The following is a 17058-nucleotide window of genomic DNA, read 5'->3' as shown; positions in this document are numbered from 1 at the left end:
AATAAACAATTTAACCCAATATGCCAAACTCGAAGATCAACATTTCGTTCAATATTGATGCGTGGACAGCGAATTCATTCGGTTTATCCGAATCCAATGAATGGAAACAATGGGCAACAGAGATAAAATGGCCAGAAGATGGCAAAATCAATGTTGCAAATATTCCTGCGATGATGCGCAGAAGAATGAGCCCACTCAGTAAACTGGCGGTACAAACTGCAATCGAAATGCTTAATCAACATCAAGTTGATTACCTTGTATTTTCAAGCCGTCATGGTGAACTGCATCGCAGCGTCGCACTAGTTGAAGATATAATTAATGGAGAAGAGGCGTCTCCGATGGCTTTTTCTCAATCGGTGCACAATACCGCCGCAGGGCTTGCCACTATCGCAACTAAACAACCCATTCCCCTAACTTCTATCGCTGCGGCAGAAAACACATTCCAAAGCGCAATATTAGAAGCATGGCTGTTTTTGTCCGACAATCCTGACAAAAAAGTACTGCTTGTTGATTTTGATGAGCCTATGCCTGACTCTTATTTAGAATATGAAAGCCAACAATACCAAGGGTTTGGACTTGGCTTAATACTTTCTCATGGAGACAAGTTCGCGATACAAAGCTCCATAAACGCAGAACGTTCCGGTCATCCTCTTCCTCAAGGTTTAGTATTTTTGCAACAATACTTGTTAGATAAAAGCCAGTGGACTATTTTCGCTCCGCAACAAGCTTGGGAATGGCACAAAAAATGACTCGCTTAAATCAGTATTGGCGTGTGCTAGCAACAGGCTTTTGTTTTTCAGTATTTGGGTTAGGTGGTTTAGTACTGAGTTTCATTGTTATTCCGACCATTCGTATTTTTGTTTCAGACCAAACGGAACGCGAATATAAAGTTCAGGGTGCGATTCGATATTCATTCAACACATTTTGTAAATTGATGAAGCTAAGTGGCGCAATCGATTATCAAATTATTGGTGCCGATATTCTTCAACAAGATCGTAATTGTTTAATTGTTGCCAACCACCCTAGTTTAATCGATTACGTTCTCATTGCTTCACAATTAAATCGCTGCGACTGTTTAGTAAAATCGGCAATATGGTCGAATCCTTTTATGAAGCACATCGTAAAAGCAGCCGGATATATTCCCAATGAAGCACCGGATGATTTATTAGCACTTTGTGATGAGCGATTTAACAAAGGCAACGTGTTGCTTATATTTCCTGAAGGAACAAGAACAACACCAGGTGTAGAGCCGAAATTACAACGCGGTGCAGCACAAATTGCGGTAAGAACAGAACGAGATTTAAGAGTTGTCCATATTACGGTAACGCCAAGTTTCCTCACAAAAGAGAAAAAATGGTATCAAGTACCGGCAACAAAGCCCTTTTTCAGGGTTGAAGTTAAGGATAAAGTTGAGATTACCCCCTTTATAAAGCAAACTACGTCGCCGACAATAGCGGCGCGACGCTTACAACAGCACCTAGCTGAAAACATTTTTCCAGAAAACTTTTATTAATAAGCAGGTCCCAGTGGAACAGTTACACAACGACATTAAGCAACTTATTATTGATGCTTTAAACCTTGAAGATTTAACCGTAGATGATATTGAAACGGATGCACCACTTTTTGGTGATGGACTTGGCTTAGATTCTATCGACGCGCTTGAGCTTGGACTCGCAATAAAAAAACAATACAACATCGTTATTGATGCCGACGACTCAAATACGCGCGAACACTTTGCGTCTGTAGCAAATCTAGCGAAATACGTTTCTTCTCAAACTAATGAATAAGTTGTAGGTATATTCATGACTGATGTAAATAAAGATCAAGTATTTGAACAAGTTAAAGATGCGCTTGTTGAGCTGTTCGAAATTGATGCAGCCGACATTCAATCAGATGCGCACTTATACCAAGATCTCGATCTTGATAGCATTGACGCCGTTGATTTGGTCGTACACCTACAGAATGTCACTGGCAAAAAAATCAAGCCGGCAGAGTTTAGTACAGTAAGAACCGTCGACGATGTGGTTAACGCTGTTACTGAGTTATTGAAGGAAAGTTAATGCGCCAATTGCTGACTGGTCTGTCTGCAATTGTACTGTTTGCCTACCCCTTCGCCGTCTATTTCGGTATAGATAAATTTGGCTTGAACTTAGTTGGGGGCTTGTTAATTGCTGCGTTACTTTTGCGTGTTTTCGTCGCAAATAAGACCCCACTAAAAGAGTTTAAGTTCTTGGCGCTCGTTACGGGCGCTGTTGGCATTGTCCTAATTACGCTTGGCATGGTGTTTAAACAACATGGGTGGCTTCAGTTTTACCCTGTCGTTGTCAATGTATGTATGCTGTGTGTATTTGGACTGAGCTTAAAACAGCCGCAATCGATCATAGAGAGGCTTGCTCGCTTGCAAGAACCCGACCTTCCGGCTAGTGGTGTGGCTTACACTCGCAAAGTGACGATGGTTTGGTGCGCCTTTTTTACGCTCAACGCTGCTGTTGCACTCTATACCTGTTTCCTACCAGTAAAAATATGGACGCTTTATAACGGCCTCATCAGCTACTTACTTGCTGGTGGCTTGTTCGCTGGAGAATGGATCGTGCGTCAATTTGTTCGAAAGGAACACTAATCGTATGAATACAACGTATTCGAGCTTTACCTCCCTAGCGACCTTGTTCATCGCAGAGAGGTCTGAGCAATCCCCAGTCTCTTACGAGCGCGACACGGTTATCACGTGGGGTGATTTCCAGCAGCACGTCGCAACACTTGCTCAGCAGTTAGAAACCCAACCAACGCAAAACATTGCGTTGTGTTTTGGCAACAGCTACCTGTTTGCCGTTGGCTTTTTTGCTTGTTGTTATGCAGGAAAATCCATTGTATTACCTGGTAATTACCAACCAGAAGCACTCAAAGAGCTCAGTGAGCACTACGATTTGTTGCTGCATGATGCCGATGTCTCGGTTCCAGAACTGGTGAGCTCGCTTTTGATCGAAGCTCAATCATTGCTAGAAACCACCGTGATTAACGAGCCAGAGGCCAAACAACCTTATTTTTGGCGAGAATTAAACCTAGCGGAAATACCGGTAACGCTATTCACTTCGGGTTCAAGCGGCACACCAAAAGCCATTGCAAAAACGCTGAAACAGCTCGATATCGAAGTTTCTATTCTAGATAACCTATGGGGCGACACAGTTGCCAGCACACGAGTTGAAAGCACCGTTTCTCATCAACACATTTACGGCTTGCTGTTCCGCGTATTGTGGCCTTTGTGCTCTGCACGTCCATTTTCAGCACACAACCTTGAGTTCCCAGAGCAAATTGTCCATCACGCTGATGCTGACACCACGCTAGTAAGCAGCCCTGCGTTACTAAAACGACTCAGTGAAGAGCACAATCCGGTTGCGATTCGGTGTGTATTTTCTTCTGGTGGCCCCTTGCCAAACCAAGCGGCGCAGCACAGCCAGCAGTTGTTTGGGTCACTTCCTATTGAAGTTTTTGGCAGCACAGAAACCGGCGGCATCGCTTACCGTCAGCAGCACGTAGCCAGCACTCCTTGGACGTTATTCCCTGGTGTTGAAGCCGAGCTTAACCATGAAAATTGTTTAAAGCTCCGCTCGCCACACATTGATGAAAACACTTGGTACCAAACTGCGGATGAATGCTATTTCCATGATAGTATTTCTTTTGAATTGCGTGGACGCACTGACCGAATCGTCAAAGTCGAAGAAAAGCGTATTTCCCTTGTCGAAGTGGAAAAACGTTTAGAGCAATTGCCGTGGGTTCAAGAAAGCGTGGTGATCCCAATGGAAGAATCTGGTCGCCTCACGTTAGTCTCGATCATCGTACTTAACGATAAAGGCAGCGATGTGCTTAATGAACTTGGTAAAGGCAAATTTTGGCTTGAGCTTCGCAAGGCACTGCGCAATTGGCTAGAACCGATCGCTATCCCGAGAAAATTCCGAGTGGTCGACGAAATTCCATTGAACAACCAAGGCAAACGCCAAGTTGCTGAAATTGAAAAACTATTCCAATAAAGCTAGTAACATGGATAAAAGAAAACCAACCATTCAGAATATTGAAGTGAGTGACCACACCGCGGAGCTTTCGCTGCGTGTGGATGCTGACATCTTAGATTTCCAAGGTCATTTCAGTCACTTTCCTCTTTTACCCGGCGTCACTCAAATTGACTGGGCGTTGTTCTACGCCGTTCAATATTTGAACACTCCCAAGGTATTTAAAGGAATGGAAGTCATCAAATTTCAAGAGCCGATTCTGCCAAACGCCGACGTTTGTCTCTCACTCTCTTGGGACAATGAGCGCGAGAAATTGACCTTTAAGTACACATCGAAAAACGGTGAAACCTTGGTGACTCACTCTTCAGGCAAAATGAAACTGGGTGAGTCACGTGAGTGATTACCGTCCCTGCTTTTTAATTCCTTGCTACAACCACGGCAGCACAATTGCAGACGTGGTTGCGTCGTTATCCTCTTTCGCTTTGCCAGTGCTGGCCGTTGACGACGGCAGCAATGAAGACACCAAACAAGCGCTTTCTGCTTTGAGCAAGCAAGGACTGATAAAACTGATTAGTTTGAGAGAAAACCAAGGCAAAGGTGGCGCTGTGATGGCAGGCCTACATCAAGCTCACCAACTTGGTTTTACGCACGCCATTCAAATCGACGCAGACGGTCAACACGACCTAGAAGCATTGCCGAAATTGCTCAGCGCCAGCGAAACAAAACCAGATAACCTGATTTCGGGCCAACCGATATACGACGAGAGCGTACCTAAATCCCGTTTGTATGGTCGCTACGCTACGCACGTGTGGGTGTGGATAGAAACCTTGTCACTATCTATCAAAGACAGCATGTGCGGTTTTCGCGCCTACCCAGTGGCGAAAACGGTCGCCGTGTTGAACAAGTACAGCATCGGCAAACGCATGGATTTTGATATCGAAATTCTAGTGCGAATGTATTGGGAAGGCGTCGACATTGATTTTGTTCCAACGCGCGTGATCTACCCTGAAGGTGGCATTTCCCACTTCGACGCATTGTGGGACAACGTCAAGATAAGCTGGATGCATACTCGCCTATTTTTTGGCATGTTGCCGCGCATTCCTTCGCTACTCGCCAGAAAGCGCCAAAACACAGATGACAATAATGCCCACTGGTCGAAACGAAAAGAACAAGGCACGATTTTAGGCATCAAAACCTTACTCTCGGTTTACCGCTTGTTCGGCAGAAAAGCGTTTGACCTGATTTTAAAATTAGTCATGCGCTACTACCACTTCACGGGTAAATCTGCCCGTGAAGCGTCTGAGGTTTACCTGCAAAACTTGCAGTACTACGCAACGCAGCAGAGCATCGCACTACCAAAACAGTTGGACAGCTATCATCATCTGCTTTCTTTTGGGCGAACCATGCTCGACAAACTGGCTGCCTGGCAAGGTGACTTTAACGTCGATAACCTAACCATTCACGGCCAGCATCATTTCGAAGAGATGGCGCAGAAAAAACAAGGCGTGCTCATTTTAGGCTCGCACCTTGGCAATATCGAACTCTGCCGCGCGCTTGGTCGTCGACACTCTCATGTCAAAATCAACGCCTTGGTATTTACCCAACACGCTGAACAATTTAATGCGGTAATGAAGGCGGTAAACCCAAACTCGGAACTGAATTTGATTCAAGTCAGCTCAATGGGACCAGACACCGCGATTCTGCTTCAACAAAAAATCGAGCAAGGCGAATGGGTGGTGATCGTTGGCGATCGCACTTCTACCAGCAAAGAAAATCGTGTCGTTTGGGCAGATTTTCTTGGTAAACCAGCGCCATTTCCGCAAGGCCCATTCATGCTGGCCTCGGTATTAAAAGCGCCGGTTTATCTACTCTTCGGCCTACGCGACGATGAAGCAAACACTCCGCATTTTAATGTGTACTTTGAACACTTTAGTGACCAAATCACGCTACCGCGCAAGGAGCGTCAGCAGGCACTAGAACACGTTGTTCAACAGTACGCCCACAGATTAGAACACCACACACTGCAAGCGCCGTTACAGTGGTACAACTTTTTTAACTTCTGGACTTTAAGTAATCAGCCACATGACAAACAACAATAATCACAACATCACTTTTGGTGCCCAATCTTTAACCATCGAAGATGTCGTTGCCATTGCTCAAGGTGCAAAGGCAAACATGAACACCTCGCCAGAATTTACCGCGAAAATTGATCGTGGCGTGGCGTTTCTGGAACGATTACTGAAAGAAGAAGGCGTTATTTACGGCGTGACTACCGGTTACGGCGATTCATGTACTGTGGCGATTCCACCCGCTCTTGTGGATGAACTTCCGTTGCACCTTACACGCTTCCATGGTTGTGGCTTAGGTCAAATCCTTTCTCATGAGCAAGCTCGCGCGGTGCTGGCAACCCGTTTGTGTTCATTGTCGCAAGGCGTATCTGGCGTGTCTCACGATCTGTTGAACCAAATCGTTACGCTTATCAACCACGACATTGCGCCGCGTATTCCACAAGAAGGCTCGGTGGGCGCAAGTGGCGATTTAACGCCTCTGTCTTACCTAGCGGCGACCTTAATTGGCGAGCGTGAAGTGCTTTACAAAGGCGATGTGCGACCAACACAAGAAGTGTTTGCAGAGCTGGGCATTGAGCCAATTCGCCTAAAACCAAAAGAAGGTTTGGCGTTAATGAACGGTACATCCGTGATGACTGCCCTCGCCTGTCTTGCCTACAAACGCGCAGAATACCTAGCTCAGCTTTGCACCAAGATTACCGCGATGGTCTCTGTGGGTATGCAAGGTAATGACTTCCACTTTGATGAAGCGTTGTTTGCGGTAAAGCCTCACCCTGGTCAACAGCAAGTTGCGGCTTGGCTGCGTGATGATCTCAATGCTGAGCGTCCGCCACGCAATAGCGACCGACTGCAAGATCGCTACTCGCTGCGTTGTGCGCCACACGTAATTGGCATGGTGCAAGACTCACTGCCTTGGCTACGTCAATTGATTGAGAATGAACTAAATAGTGCCAACGACAATCCAATTATCGATGGCGACAACGAGCGCGTTCTGCACGGCGGTCACTTCTACGGTGGTCATATCGCAATGGCGATGGATACGTTGAAAGTGAACATTGCCAACTTAGCTGATTTGCTGGACCGTCAGATGGCGCAACTCATGGATTACAAGTTCAATAACGGCCTGCCGTTTAACTTAACCGGTGCAGAAGGCGAGCGTAAACCGATCAACCACGGCTTTAAAGCGGTTCAGATTGGTATCTCAGCTTGGACGGCAGAAGCGTTGAAAAACACCATGCCAGCGAGCGTTTTTTCTCGCTCAACCGAATGTCACAACCAAGACAAAGTGAGCATGGGCACCATTGCGGCTCGTGATTGCTTACGCGTACTTGAGTTAACAGAGCAAGTTGCTGCGGCTTCACTCCTAGCAAGCGTTCAAGCGGTTGAGATACGTCGTCGTCATAACGAATTGGACGAACACCACATGAGTCAGAGTTTGCGAGTAATTCGTGACGCCGTGCTGAGCGAGTTTGAGTTTGTGATTGAAGATCGCCCATTGGAACAAGATTTGCGTCATTTCATTGAACTCATTCAGCAACGTCATTGGCCACTCTACGCGGAGGTATAATGCAAGAGCAGGTTCTCTACCCATTAGAAGCGGAGGTGACTATGGTCACCTCATTCCAAGATGCTGACCCGATGGGCGTGATATATCACGGCAACTTCTTTCGGTATTTTGAAGAAGCGCGTCGTGTGCTGATGGAGAAGATCCAATACAGCTATCGCGATATGCAAGACTCTGGGTATATGTGGCCGATCATCGACACGCGCGTTAAATACGTCAAGGCGATTCCGTTTAATCACACCATTCGCATTACCGCGCAACTCACGGAGTGGGAAAACCGCTTGCGTGTGGATTACGTGATTTACGACGCCGAAACGAATCAACGTATGTGCAAAGCGCATACAACGCAAGTCGCCGTATCCATTGAAAAGCAAGAGATGTGCTTTGTTTCTCCAGCAGTCTTTTTAGATAAAGTAGAGCGATGGCACAGCCATGGGAGCCTGAACTAATGCAAAAGTGGTTACTCTCTTTTTTGTTGATATTTTCTGTTCCAGCACTGGCCACACCGACAGCAAACGTAACGGATTTGGCGTCGCTTCAACAGCAGTTGTCTCAGCATGAAATAGTACGCGGAGATTTTACGCAGCAGCGTCATCTGGAAATGTTCAGTCAACCTCTAACCTCTAAAGGTCAGTTCACACTGAGCAAAACACATGGCTTGTTGTGGCAACAAACAGAACCTTTCGCAGTCAATTTGGTATTGACGGAAAACAAACTTCGTCAGACTTTTGCCAACCAAGATCCGAAAACGATCTCTGCTGAAGAAAACCCAATGGCGTTCTACTTTAGCCATGTGTTTTTATCCGTGTTCCACGGGGATACTTCTGCACTGCAAGAACAATTCACACTCGATTTTTCAGTTGAGAACAATCAGTGGCAGCTCGTTTTAGTGCCCAAACAGTCGCCATTAAATGCGGTGTTTAAAGCCATCACCCTTTCCGGTAAAACGCACATTGATCGCCTAACCCTGCAAGAGCTGCGCGGCGATAAGACCGAAATCACGTTTACAAACCAGACCTCTCTACCTCAGGAACTCACGGATGCCGAAGACGCTCAATTCCGTTTCTAAACTCAGTCTTGGCACTCATACCTTTGCTCTGGTTTGGCTCAATCTCGTTGTTTTAGCGGGCGCATTGCTACTCAAACAATGGGTTTGGAGTGCAGAATCTCCGATTGAGACCAACATTTTAAAACTGTTGCCGAAGAACCAACAAAACCCGGTGGCTGAGCAAGCCTTTGAGTCGGTCTCGGCAAGTATGAGCGACAAAGTCATTTTCGTGATCACAGCGCCGGACAAAAATGCCCTTTTTGCAGCAGCCGCTGAATTTGATAAGGGTTTGCGTCAGAGTAATCATTTTCGCGATGTGGTGGGAAAAATCTCACCTCAAGAGCAGCAAGCTTGGGCGAGTTACTACTTTAAGCACCGCTTCCAATTGCTGACGCCTGAACAACGAGAGCGTTTAAGCCAAAATCCAGAACAGCAAGTGCAGCATGTGATTCAGTCGCTGTACAACCCGTTTTCTGGAGTGACCGGGCAAGAGTTACAAAATGATCCTTTCTTGCTATTTCGTGATTATTTGAGCCAAGTTACCCAGCAATCGTCCTCTTTCCGATTGGATAACGGCTATCTGTCCGTCGAAAAAGACGGTGCTCAATACTTGCTTATTACTGCCGAGCTAAAAGACTCGCCTTATAGCCTAACTGGGCAGCTTGCCGTCCCTGACATTCAAGCGCTAGAGCAAAGCGTCGCGCAGAAATATGGCGCTGAAGTCGCACATACTGGCGTTCTATTTTACGCCGACTTTGGTACGCAAAGTGCAAAATCGGAGATCAGTACCATCGGTGTGTTCTCTCTGCTCGGTATCATTGCATTGTTCGTATTGGTCTTTCGTAGTGTGGTGCCACTGTCTCTCGCACTGCTTTCCATCACCATTGGCTTGCTCGTTGCGTTGTCAGTGACAACGTGGATTTTTGGAAAAGTCCATCTGTTCAGCTTAGTGTTTGGCGCAAGTTTAATCGGCGTGTCTATCGACTACGCATTCCACTACCTAACGGAACGTCTTGCGGCGGGAAATGAATGGGATAGCGAGCAAGGGTTAAAGCATATTTTCATAGCGATCACACTGGGCTTAATCACCAGTTTGATCGGCTATTTGGGCATGTTGGTGGCACCGTTTCCTGGTTTGCAACAGCTTGCGCTGTTTTCATCCATTGGTCTGATTGCCGCTTACATCACAGTGGTGGCTTGGTATCCGATACTGGCTCGTAACCCATCGCGATCCATTTCGAACTTACCAGGACAATCATTGTTGGCGAAATGGTTAACGCTTTGGAATCACCCTCGAATTAAAGTCGGATTACCGATGTTATGTGTGGTTGCGAGTGGCTTTTTCTTGCTGCAATTGAACTACGATGACGACATTCGTCTACTGCAAACGATGCCGAACGATCTCAAGCAGCAAGAAACCTTGATTACGACGCTCAGTGGCATGCAATCTTCGCAGCAAATGTTGGTCGTTACCGCCGACGATGACGAAAACCTAATGAAAAAGCTGGAGTCTTTGACGCCAACTTTAGAAGCGTGGAAAGCGGACAGCACCATCGAAAACTACCAGAGCCTGAGCCGCTACTTGAGCTCAGTGGAACGTCAGCAACAAGACTATCAATTGATTCGCGATCTTTACGCGACACAATCCAGCCCACTTACTTCCGGGCTGGGCTTAAGTAAAAAGCCCAAAATGGACGCCGACTTTATCCCTGTTACGGTTGAACAGTACTTGCAAAACCCGGTATCAGCGCCTGTACGTTTTCTTCATTTGGGTAAGATCAAAGGAAAATCGGCAACGGTAGTGGTGTTAAACCAATTGCAAGACTCCGCTGTTGTTAAGGAATTTGCCAAATCACAGTCTGATGTTGTCTACCTAAACAAAGCTGAAGAATTATCCGCCCTATTTGGTGAATACCGAATCAAAATCATGGAGCTATTGGCAGCCGCCAGTGCTGTGATCTTTCTGGTATTAATCAAGCGGTACGGTCTGCAACACAGTTGGCGAGTTTTACTGCCATCATTGATTGCTTGCGCCTGCGGTCTGGCAACGGCTGTCGCGATGGGAACAACATTAAACCTGTTCAACTTGCTTGGCTTGGTGCTCATTCTTGGTATCGGGATCGATTACACTCTGTTCTTTGCCGAGAAAGCGCGCAGCGTGAGCACACTATTGGCGATCACCCTTTCGGCAATCACCACTGTGTTGTCATTTGGATTGCTGTCACTCAGCCAAACTCACGCGATTCACAGTTTTGGCATTACGGTGTTAAGTGGTATTTTTGTCGCTTGGCTGCTCTCTCCGATTGCAATTAAAACAGAGGAAACGACGTCATGATTTTCAATCACGCCTTTCGCTGCGCGACGTTATTCGCACTGAGCCTGTTTTTAAGTGCATGCAGCTTGGTCCCTCACCAATCGACGCCTCAGGTCGACATTGCCGAGCACACCCAAGTTAGCTTGCCCACTCCCGCAAGCTTGGGCTATCAGTTGTCTGCCAGTCAGTTAATTACGGCTTCTTGGGCAATAGATGGTAAAACCAAATCTGAGCAACTTCCGGTACAACTGCAAGTGATCAACAACGAAGTGGTGCTGGCAGGCTTCTCATCCTGGGGGACGAGAGTACTCTCACTGTCTTACGATGGAGAACAAATTCAAACCGAAGTGCTCAACGGTTTACAAGGTTCGCTACCGCAGCCAGAACAGGTATTATTTAACCTGATGATCACGCTCTGGCCGAGTTCCGCTTGGGAAGGGTCGTTAAATGAGGTAAGGTGGCGAATTATTGATAAAAATAATTCTCGCGCCATCTTTGATAGCGACGGTGAAAAGATCATTAAGATTCAATACAGCTCTTCTAACAAGTTAGAGGGTAAGATTGATTTTCATCACCTCAAACATCAGTTTTCAATTTCTATTCAAACACTGCAACATCAGATTAATTAAGAACAATTTAGAATAACAATATGCCTATTCGCTCTTCTCAACCTTTGTATATTCAGGCCTGTGGCTTTCACTCTGCCATGGGACAAGATGATGCGCTCATCCACCAGTGTTTATCAGGAGCGAAGCCATCCAACATGGTGGTTGACCAAGATATTTTAAATTCAGGCCGACAAACAGTAATCGGTCGAATTGCACAGACGTTACCGCAATTACCGACCGCACTCAGCCAGTTTGATACGAGAAACAACCGCCTCGCACTTTCGGCTTTGCTGCAAATCGAAGGCGACGTGCGTGACGCCATTGCTAAATATGGTCGTGACCGTATCGCAGTCGTGATCGGCACCAGCACATCTGGCATTTCAGATGGCGAAATCGCATTTGGCGAAAAGCTGGCAAACGGTAATTTTCCTGCCGACTACCATTACACCAAACAAGAGCTTGGCAACTGCAGCGATTTTATTGCCGCCTACTTTGATTTGAGCGGCCCACATTACTCAGTTTCAACCGCCTGCTCTTCTAGTGGTCGTGTTTTTTTAACCGCGCAACGCCTGATTCGCTCTGGCATTGTTGATGCGGTCATTGTGGGTGGTGTGGATACCATTTGTCGCCTAACACTAAACGGCTTTAACGGTTTAGAAGCTCTATCCGATACCCTTTGTAAGCCGTTTGACCAACATCGCAACGGCATCAATATCGGTGAAGCCGCAGCATTAATGTTGCTAAGCAAAACACCTGCGCCCGTTGCTCTTCTCGGAGCTGGCGACAGCTCAGACGCACACCATATTTCCGCACCACATCCAGAAGGGTTAGGCGCAGAAGAAGCGATGAAAAAAGCGTTGGCCAATGCAGGACTTACAGCGCAAGACATTGGTTACATCAACGCACATGGCACAGCAACGCCGTTAAACGATGCGATGGAAAGCAAAGCCATTCATCGCTGCTTTGGAGACTCCGTTCCCGTAAGCTCGACAAAGCCACTTACCGGACACACATTAGGCGCAGCAAGTGCTACGGAAGCCGCGATTGCTTGGCATATTCTCAAGTACAACCTTGATTTGCCAATACAACACTGCGAAACCAAAGCAGACGATATCCATATATCGTTAGTTGAGACGCCAACCAAACTGGGTAACAAAGCGATTCTCAGCAACTCTTTTGCTTTTGGTGGCAATAACATTAGTCTTATTTTTGGTTACGCTCATGACTAAACTTCCTCCCATCGAACAACTTTTGCCACACGACAAACCAATGATCTTGGTTGATCGTGCTTTGGATGTTCAACAAGATACGATTCACTGCCAGGTTGATATCGCAGAACACAACCCGTTCTTCGACTCGACCTCTCAAACCGTGCCAGCTTACGTTGGCATTGAGTTTATGGCGCAATCTGTCGCGGCGTGGTCTGGTTACCACGCATTAATGAAAGAACAAGCGCCACCGATTGGCTTTTTGCTTGGTAGCCGTCGATACACGTCTGAATGCGATACGTTTTCTCGCGGACAGGTGCTCGATGTGTATGCTGAAAAAGTTATGGAAGATAACGGTATGGCGGTTTTTTCAGCCCGTATTGAGCTACAAGGAACTGTTGTAGCGACTTGCCAATTGAACGTTTACGTTCCATCAGAAGAAAAATTACAAGAAATGAAAATCAGGAGTCAACAATGACCCGACAAGTCCTCGTTACAGGTGCCAGCAAAGGCATCGGCAAAGCCATTGCCGTTCAATTAGCCAAAGATGGTTTCCAAGTCATTGTCCATTACATGGGCGATCAACAAGGCGCGCAAGACACCCTAAACACCATCGAACAGCATGGTGGTAGCGGTCGTCTTATCCAATTCGACATCAGTGACCGTGCAGATTGTCGTGAGAAGCTCGAAGCCGATATCGCCGAACACGGCGCTTACTATGGCGTCGTAAACAACGCTGGCATCACAAAAGATACCGCTTTCCCTGCGATGACCGAAGAAGAATGGGATGGTGTGATTCATACCAACTTAGATAGCTTCTACAACGTTCTTCACCCTTGTGTTATGCCAATGGTGCAAAAGCGCAAAGGCGGCCGAATTGTTACGCTTGCATCAATCTCTGGCCTAATGGGGAATCGTGGTCAAACTAACTACAGCGCAGCGAAAGCGGGCGTAATTGGTGCAACAAAATCACTCGCGCTTGAACTGGCAAAACGCAAAATCACCGTCAACTGCGTTGCTCCAGGGCTTATCGACACAGGCATGGTAGACGAACACGTGAAAGAACACGCGATGCCGCAAATTCCTCTGCGCCGCATGGGAGAGCCAGAAGAAGTTGCTGGTTTAGTCAGTTACCTTATGTCTGACATCGCAGGCTATGTAACTCGCCAAGTCATTTCGGTAAACGGAGGCCTAGTATGAGCCGTCGAGTTGTTGTAACCGGAATGTCGGGCGTGACTGCGTTTGGTAACGATTGGCAATCTGTCGAACCAAAACTGCGTGACTGCCAGAACGCGACGCAATACATGCCTTCTTACGAACAGTATGAAGGTTTGAACACCAAGCTCGCGGCACCCATTTTAGATTTTGATCTGCCAAAGCACTACAAGCGCAAGCAAGTACGCGGCATGGGCCGTGTTTCCAAATTAGCGACCGTCGCAACAGAAAACGCACTAAGCCAAGCAGGTTTGATTGGTAACGACGTACTCACCAATGGTCAAACGGGTATCGCATACGGCTCATCAACAGGCAGTACTGACGCAATCGGCGCATTTGGTGTCATGCTGAATGAGAAAACCACTAAAGCGATCACCGCAACGACTTACGTGCAGATGATGCCACATACCACGGCGGTGAACGTTGGTCTATTTTTCGGTTTGAAAGGCCGAGTGATCCCAACCAGTAGTGCATGTACCTCCGGCAGCCAAGCAATCGGCTACGCCTACGAAGCGATCAAACACGGCTACCAAACGGTCATGGTTGCTGGTGGCGCTGAAGAATTGTGTCCAACGGAATCCGCTGTCTTCGATACCCTTTTTGCCACCAGTCTGAAGAATGAAGACCCGAAAAGCACACCAAGACCTTATGACTCCGATCGCGATGGTTTGGTGATTGGTGAAGGTGCGGGAACGCTGGTTCTGGAAGAGTACGAACACGCCGTCGCTCGTGGCGCGAAAATCTATGCAGAAATCATCGGTTTTGCCAGCAACTGTGATGCCGCACACGTCACTCAACCACAGATGGAAACCATGCAAATCTGTATGGAAATGGCTTTGCAAAACGCGGGCATTCCTGCGGAGAAGATCGACTATGTATCTGCTCACGGCACTGCCACCGACCGCGGTGATATTGCAGAAAGCAACGCAACAGCGAATGCTCTGGGCAAAGTGCCAATCAGTTCACTCAAGAGCTACTTTGGCCACACACTAGGCGCGTGTGGCGCAATTGAAGCGTGGCTAGGTTTAGAAATGATGCACACAGGCTGGTTCAACCCAACGCTCAACCTAGAAAACCTCGACGAGCAATGTGGCGATTTAGACTACATCGCCGGACAAGGCCGAGAACTGGACGTGAAATATTTGATGAGTAACAACTTCGCCTTTGGCGGCATCAACACCTCCATCATCTTTAAAAAGGTGTAATGCCCTTAGTAAATGCAAAAGCGCTGGTTAACCAGCGCTTTTTTGTTGGTTGCCTATCAGGTTCATATATCACGCTGTAACGGCAAACAAGACATTACCATTCCGCGATACAAAGGCGACTTTTAACACCACGAATTTGTAATCCCATCGCTTCAAAGACATGCTCAAAATCTTGACAAGATGCAGGCACATTAGGTAGCGACAATGAAGCCTCGGTAAAAAACGTCCGACTCAAATTATCCGTCTCTCCCCAAGCTAACTGCCACCAATCCAAAATTCGCGGCTTGGATGCGTTTAATCGATAGCTAGCAGGAATACGATCACGCTTGTTTAGGTTTTCAACCTTAGATGTTGGTAGTAAGTTCCACTTATCATTGTTGGGCCAATAAGCAAATGGCAAACAGTGATCAACGTGATACTCATTTCGTAATTTGCTTCCACTCCATACACTGACAATGTCGCAATGGCTGAGCTTCAACTGTTCAATTCTCTTTCGCACGACTCGCGTATCATGGTCTTTATCAATCCAGACCAAACAATCATGATACGTTTGCAGTGGAATACCCCGCTCTTGATTAGACCGAAATCGTTGCATTTCCATAATCCATTGGTTGACCACCAGCGGCTCAATCCAAGAGTTATACAATCGAAAACAATCCCAAAGGCTTTCATCCAACACAAACAGCCCATAACCTTCGAGGAACTCGCTATCCACAACAATTGAACGTTTTGGCTTCTTAGCTGAACGAATCATTTCAAAGTAAGGGTTTGATTTATCACCTTGATAGGTAAAAGTGACGGGACCATCTTTTATGGTTTTTAAGCTGTCTTTTATCGCTTTATCAAGCGCCACTGCATCTTCACCAAAAAATGTCGTGCCTATAGCAAGATCATCAGGACTTAAATGGGAAAGTCTGCCCCAGCCATCGGGCTTTATAAAACCTAGCCCTTTAGACGAGTTCGAGCTTTGCTGGATGTTCTCTTTATCGATTAAACGCTTAAATTGACGAATCCAATATAAGCCAACTAATCCTAATGGGATTGCAACTTTACCTTCGCTGCGATCAACCACTGCACCAGAATGAGCGTCTGCAATACGTAGTAAAGTACGTAGTAGTGCGAGCTTATAGGTAGCCGATTTGGAATCATTGACGATAATGTGGCGAACCTTATTCAGCTCACCGGAACCATCATCAGGCAAAGACATCACTACAGTTTGCCAAGATACACCCGTTCGCTTTAACTGATCGTCATCGAGAGATACGTTTCTCACCATTAAAGCGCTATTCTTTGCAAACTTTTCGAGCTCTTCAACCGATACGGGATAAGCTTTACGACCGTCAGAAAAGTCACCGTGACGAAGGCTAATCACCAATCGACCATTAGGCGCTAACAAATTTGCAAGTTTGCGAAATGCACGTTCACGGTGCGTAGGCGCAAGGTGCATCCATACCGCACTGACAAGAATTAAATCGAAGCGAAAGCCAAGATTAATGGTTTTCTCAAGCTTAGGTAATGCATCTTCAAGCCAAGTAACGGAATCGCCACAGTAAGACTTACCAAGCCTTAGAAGTGCTTGAGCAGGCTCAATCGCAACAACTTCACACCCATGCTCAGCCATCCATTTCGCGTCTCGACCAGAGCCCGCGCCAACATCTAACACACGATCTCCAGCCTGGGGCCAGAAGACTCTCCAACTCGCGTGGACATCCTCAAACTGGATCGATGTGTATTGCTTCGCGAAAGAGTCGGCGTGTCGGTCATAAAAGTTAGAAGTGGCAGGCATAAAGGTTAACGAAAGGTAATTAATATGCGTCCATATT

The 17058-nt window shown here is 46.7% G+C and carries 18 protein-coding genes; 17 read left to right on the top strand and 1 reads right to left on the bottom strand.

The features are described 5' to 3' along the window. Positions 1 to 20 precede the first annotated feature (20 nt). Genes R8269_RS19250 through R8269_RS19170 form a run of 17 tightly spaced genes read left to right on the top strand, consistent with a single transcriptional unit; the run spans position 21 to position 15235 of the window. Positions 21 to 749 (top strand): beta-ketoacyl synthase chain length factor, encoded by a 729-nt coding sequence (locus R8269_RS19250; protein ID WP_017634792.1) that lies wholly within the window; start codon positions 21 to 23, stop codon positions 747 to 749. Further along, a complete protein-coding gene (locus tag R8269_RS19245) occupies positions 746 to 1513 on the top strand; it encodes a lysophospholipid acyltransferase family protein (RefSeq protein ID WP_005388305.1) in 768 nt (255 codons plus the stop codon). The genes R8269_RS19250 and R8269_RS19245 overlap by 4 nt, the downstream gene beginning before the upstream one ends. 13 nt (positions 1514 to 1526) lie before the next feature. After that, positions 1527 to 1787: a phosphopantetheine-binding protein gene (locus R8269_RS19240; protein WP_005382278.1), complete on the top strand. Its 261-nt coding sequence runs from the start codon at positions 1527 to 1529 to the stop codon at positions 1785 to 1787. 15 nt (positions 1788 to 1802) lie between these two features. Continuing rightward, complete coding sequence (locus R8269_RS19235) at positions 1803 to 2060, top strand: acyl carrier protein (RefSeq protein ID WP_025766966.1); 258 nt, start codon at positions 1803 to 1805, stop codon at positions 2058 to 2060. Then, positions 2060 to 2620: a hypothetical protein gene (locus R8269_RS19230; RefSeq protein WP_025766967.1), complete on the top strand. Its 561-nt coding sequence runs from the start codon at positions 2060 to 2062 to the stop codon at positions 2618 to 2620. Before R8269_RS19235 ends, R8269_RS19230 begins: the two co-directional genes overlap by 1 nt. A gap of 4 nt (positions 2621 to 2624) precedes the next feature. After that, entirely contained in the window at positions 2625 to 4025 is a 1401-nt protein-coding gene (locus R8269_RS19225) for an AMP-binding protein (RefSeq protein WP_213872571.1), read from the top strand. A gap of 10 nt (positions 4026 to 4035) precedes the next feature. Next, positions 4036 to 4404, top strand: a complete 369-nt coding sequence (locus R8269_RS19220; RefSeq protein WP_021449611.1) for a hypothetical protein — start codon at positions 4036 to 4038, stop codon at positions 4402 to 4404. Next, positions 4397 to 6103 (top strand): glycosyltransferase family 2 protein, encoded by a 1707-nt coding sequence (locus R8269_RS19215; RefSeq protein WP_258476582.1) that lies wholly within the window; start codon positions 4397 to 4399, stop codon positions 6101 to 6103. The genes R8269_RS19220 and R8269_RS19215 overlap by 8 nt, the downstream gene beginning before the upstream one ends. Beyond that, entirely contained in the window at positions 6087 to 7640 is a 1554-nt protein-coding gene (locus tag R8269_RS19210) for an HAL/PAL/TAL family ammonia-lyase (RefSeq protein ID WP_213891940.1), read from the top strand. Before R8269_RS19215 ends, R8269_RS19210 begins: the two co-directional genes overlap by 17 nt. Next, positions 7640 to 8086, top strand: coding sequence for an acyl-CoA thioesterase (locus R8269_RS19205; RefSeq protein ID WP_025611698.1), 447 nt, complete (start codon positions 7640 to 7642; stop codon positions 8084 to 8086). The genes R8269_RS19210 and R8269_RS19205 overlap by 1 nt, the downstream gene beginning before the upstream one ends. Continuing rightward, positions 8086 to 8706 (top strand): LolA family protein, encoded by a 621-nt coding sequence (locus R8269_RS19200; protein ID WP_005382286.1) that lies wholly within the window; start codon positions 8086 to 8088, stop codon positions 8704 to 8706. Before R8269_RS19205 ends, R8269_RS19200 begins: the two co-directional genes overlap by 1 nt. After that, the gene (locus R8269_RS19195; protein ID WP_318222627.1) at positions 8678 to 11020 is read left to right on the top strand and encodes an MMPL family transporter; all 2343 of its coding nucleotides are present in this window, start codon (positions 8678 to 8680) and stop codon (positions 11018 to 11020) included. The genes R8269_RS19200 and R8269_RS19195 overlap by 29 nt, the downstream gene beginning before the upstream one ends. Then, positions 11017 to 11628, top strand: coding sequence for a DUF3261 domain-containing protein (locus R8269_RS19190; protein ID WP_017634797.1), 612 nt, complete (start codon positions 11017 to 11019; stop codon positions 11626 to 11628). Before R8269_RS19195 ends, R8269_RS19190 begins: the two co-directional genes overlap by 4 nt. 20 nt (positions 11629 to 11648) lie before the next feature. Further along, positions 11649 to 12836, top strand: coding sequence for a beta-ketoacyl-[acyl-carrier-protein] synthase family protein (locus tag R8269_RS19185; RefSeq protein ID WP_054730341.1), 1188 nt, complete (start codon positions 11649 to 11651; stop codon positions 12834 to 12836). Further along, positions 12829 to 13293, top strand: a complete 465-nt coding sequence (locus R8269_RS19180) for a hotdog family protein (protein ID WP_005388322.1) — start codon at positions 12829 to 12831, stop codon at positions 13291 to 13293. The genes R8269_RS19185 and R8269_RS19180 overlap by 8 nt, the downstream gene beginning before the upstream one ends. After that, on the top strand, positions 13290 to 14015 hold the full coding sequence (gene fabG / locus R8269_RS19175; RefSeq protein WP_206970922.1) for a 3-oxoacyl-ACP reductase FabG: 726 nt from the start codon (positions 13290 to 13292) through the stop codon (positions 14013 to 14015). Before R8269_RS19180 ends, fabG begins: the two co-directional genes overlap by 4 nt. Continuing rightward, positions 14012 to 15235: a beta-ketoacyl-ACP synthase gene (locus tag R8269_RS19170; protein WP_054865730.1), complete on the top strand. Its 1224-nt coding sequence runs from the start codon at positions 14012 to 14014 to the stop codon at positions 15233 to 15235. Before fabG ends, R8269_RS19170 begins: the two co-directional genes overlap by 4 nt. A gap of 94 nt (positions 15236 to 15329) precedes the next feature. Here the strand turns inward: R8269_RS19170 and R8269_RS19165 are convergent, their stop codons facing one another. Then, positions 15330 to 17021, bottom strand: coding sequence for a class I SAM-dependent methyltransferase (locus R8269_RS19165; RefSeq protein WP_054728953.1), 1692 nt, complete (start codon positions 17019 to 17021; stop codon positions 15330 to 15332). Between the last annotated feature and the right edge of the window lie 37 nt (positions 17022 to 17058).

This window comes from Vibrio sp. Vb0667 (assembly GCF_033391095.1).
The sequence above is the reverse complement of the archived record's forward strand: the minus strand, read 5'-3'. Positions and strand labels throughout refer to the sequence as shown.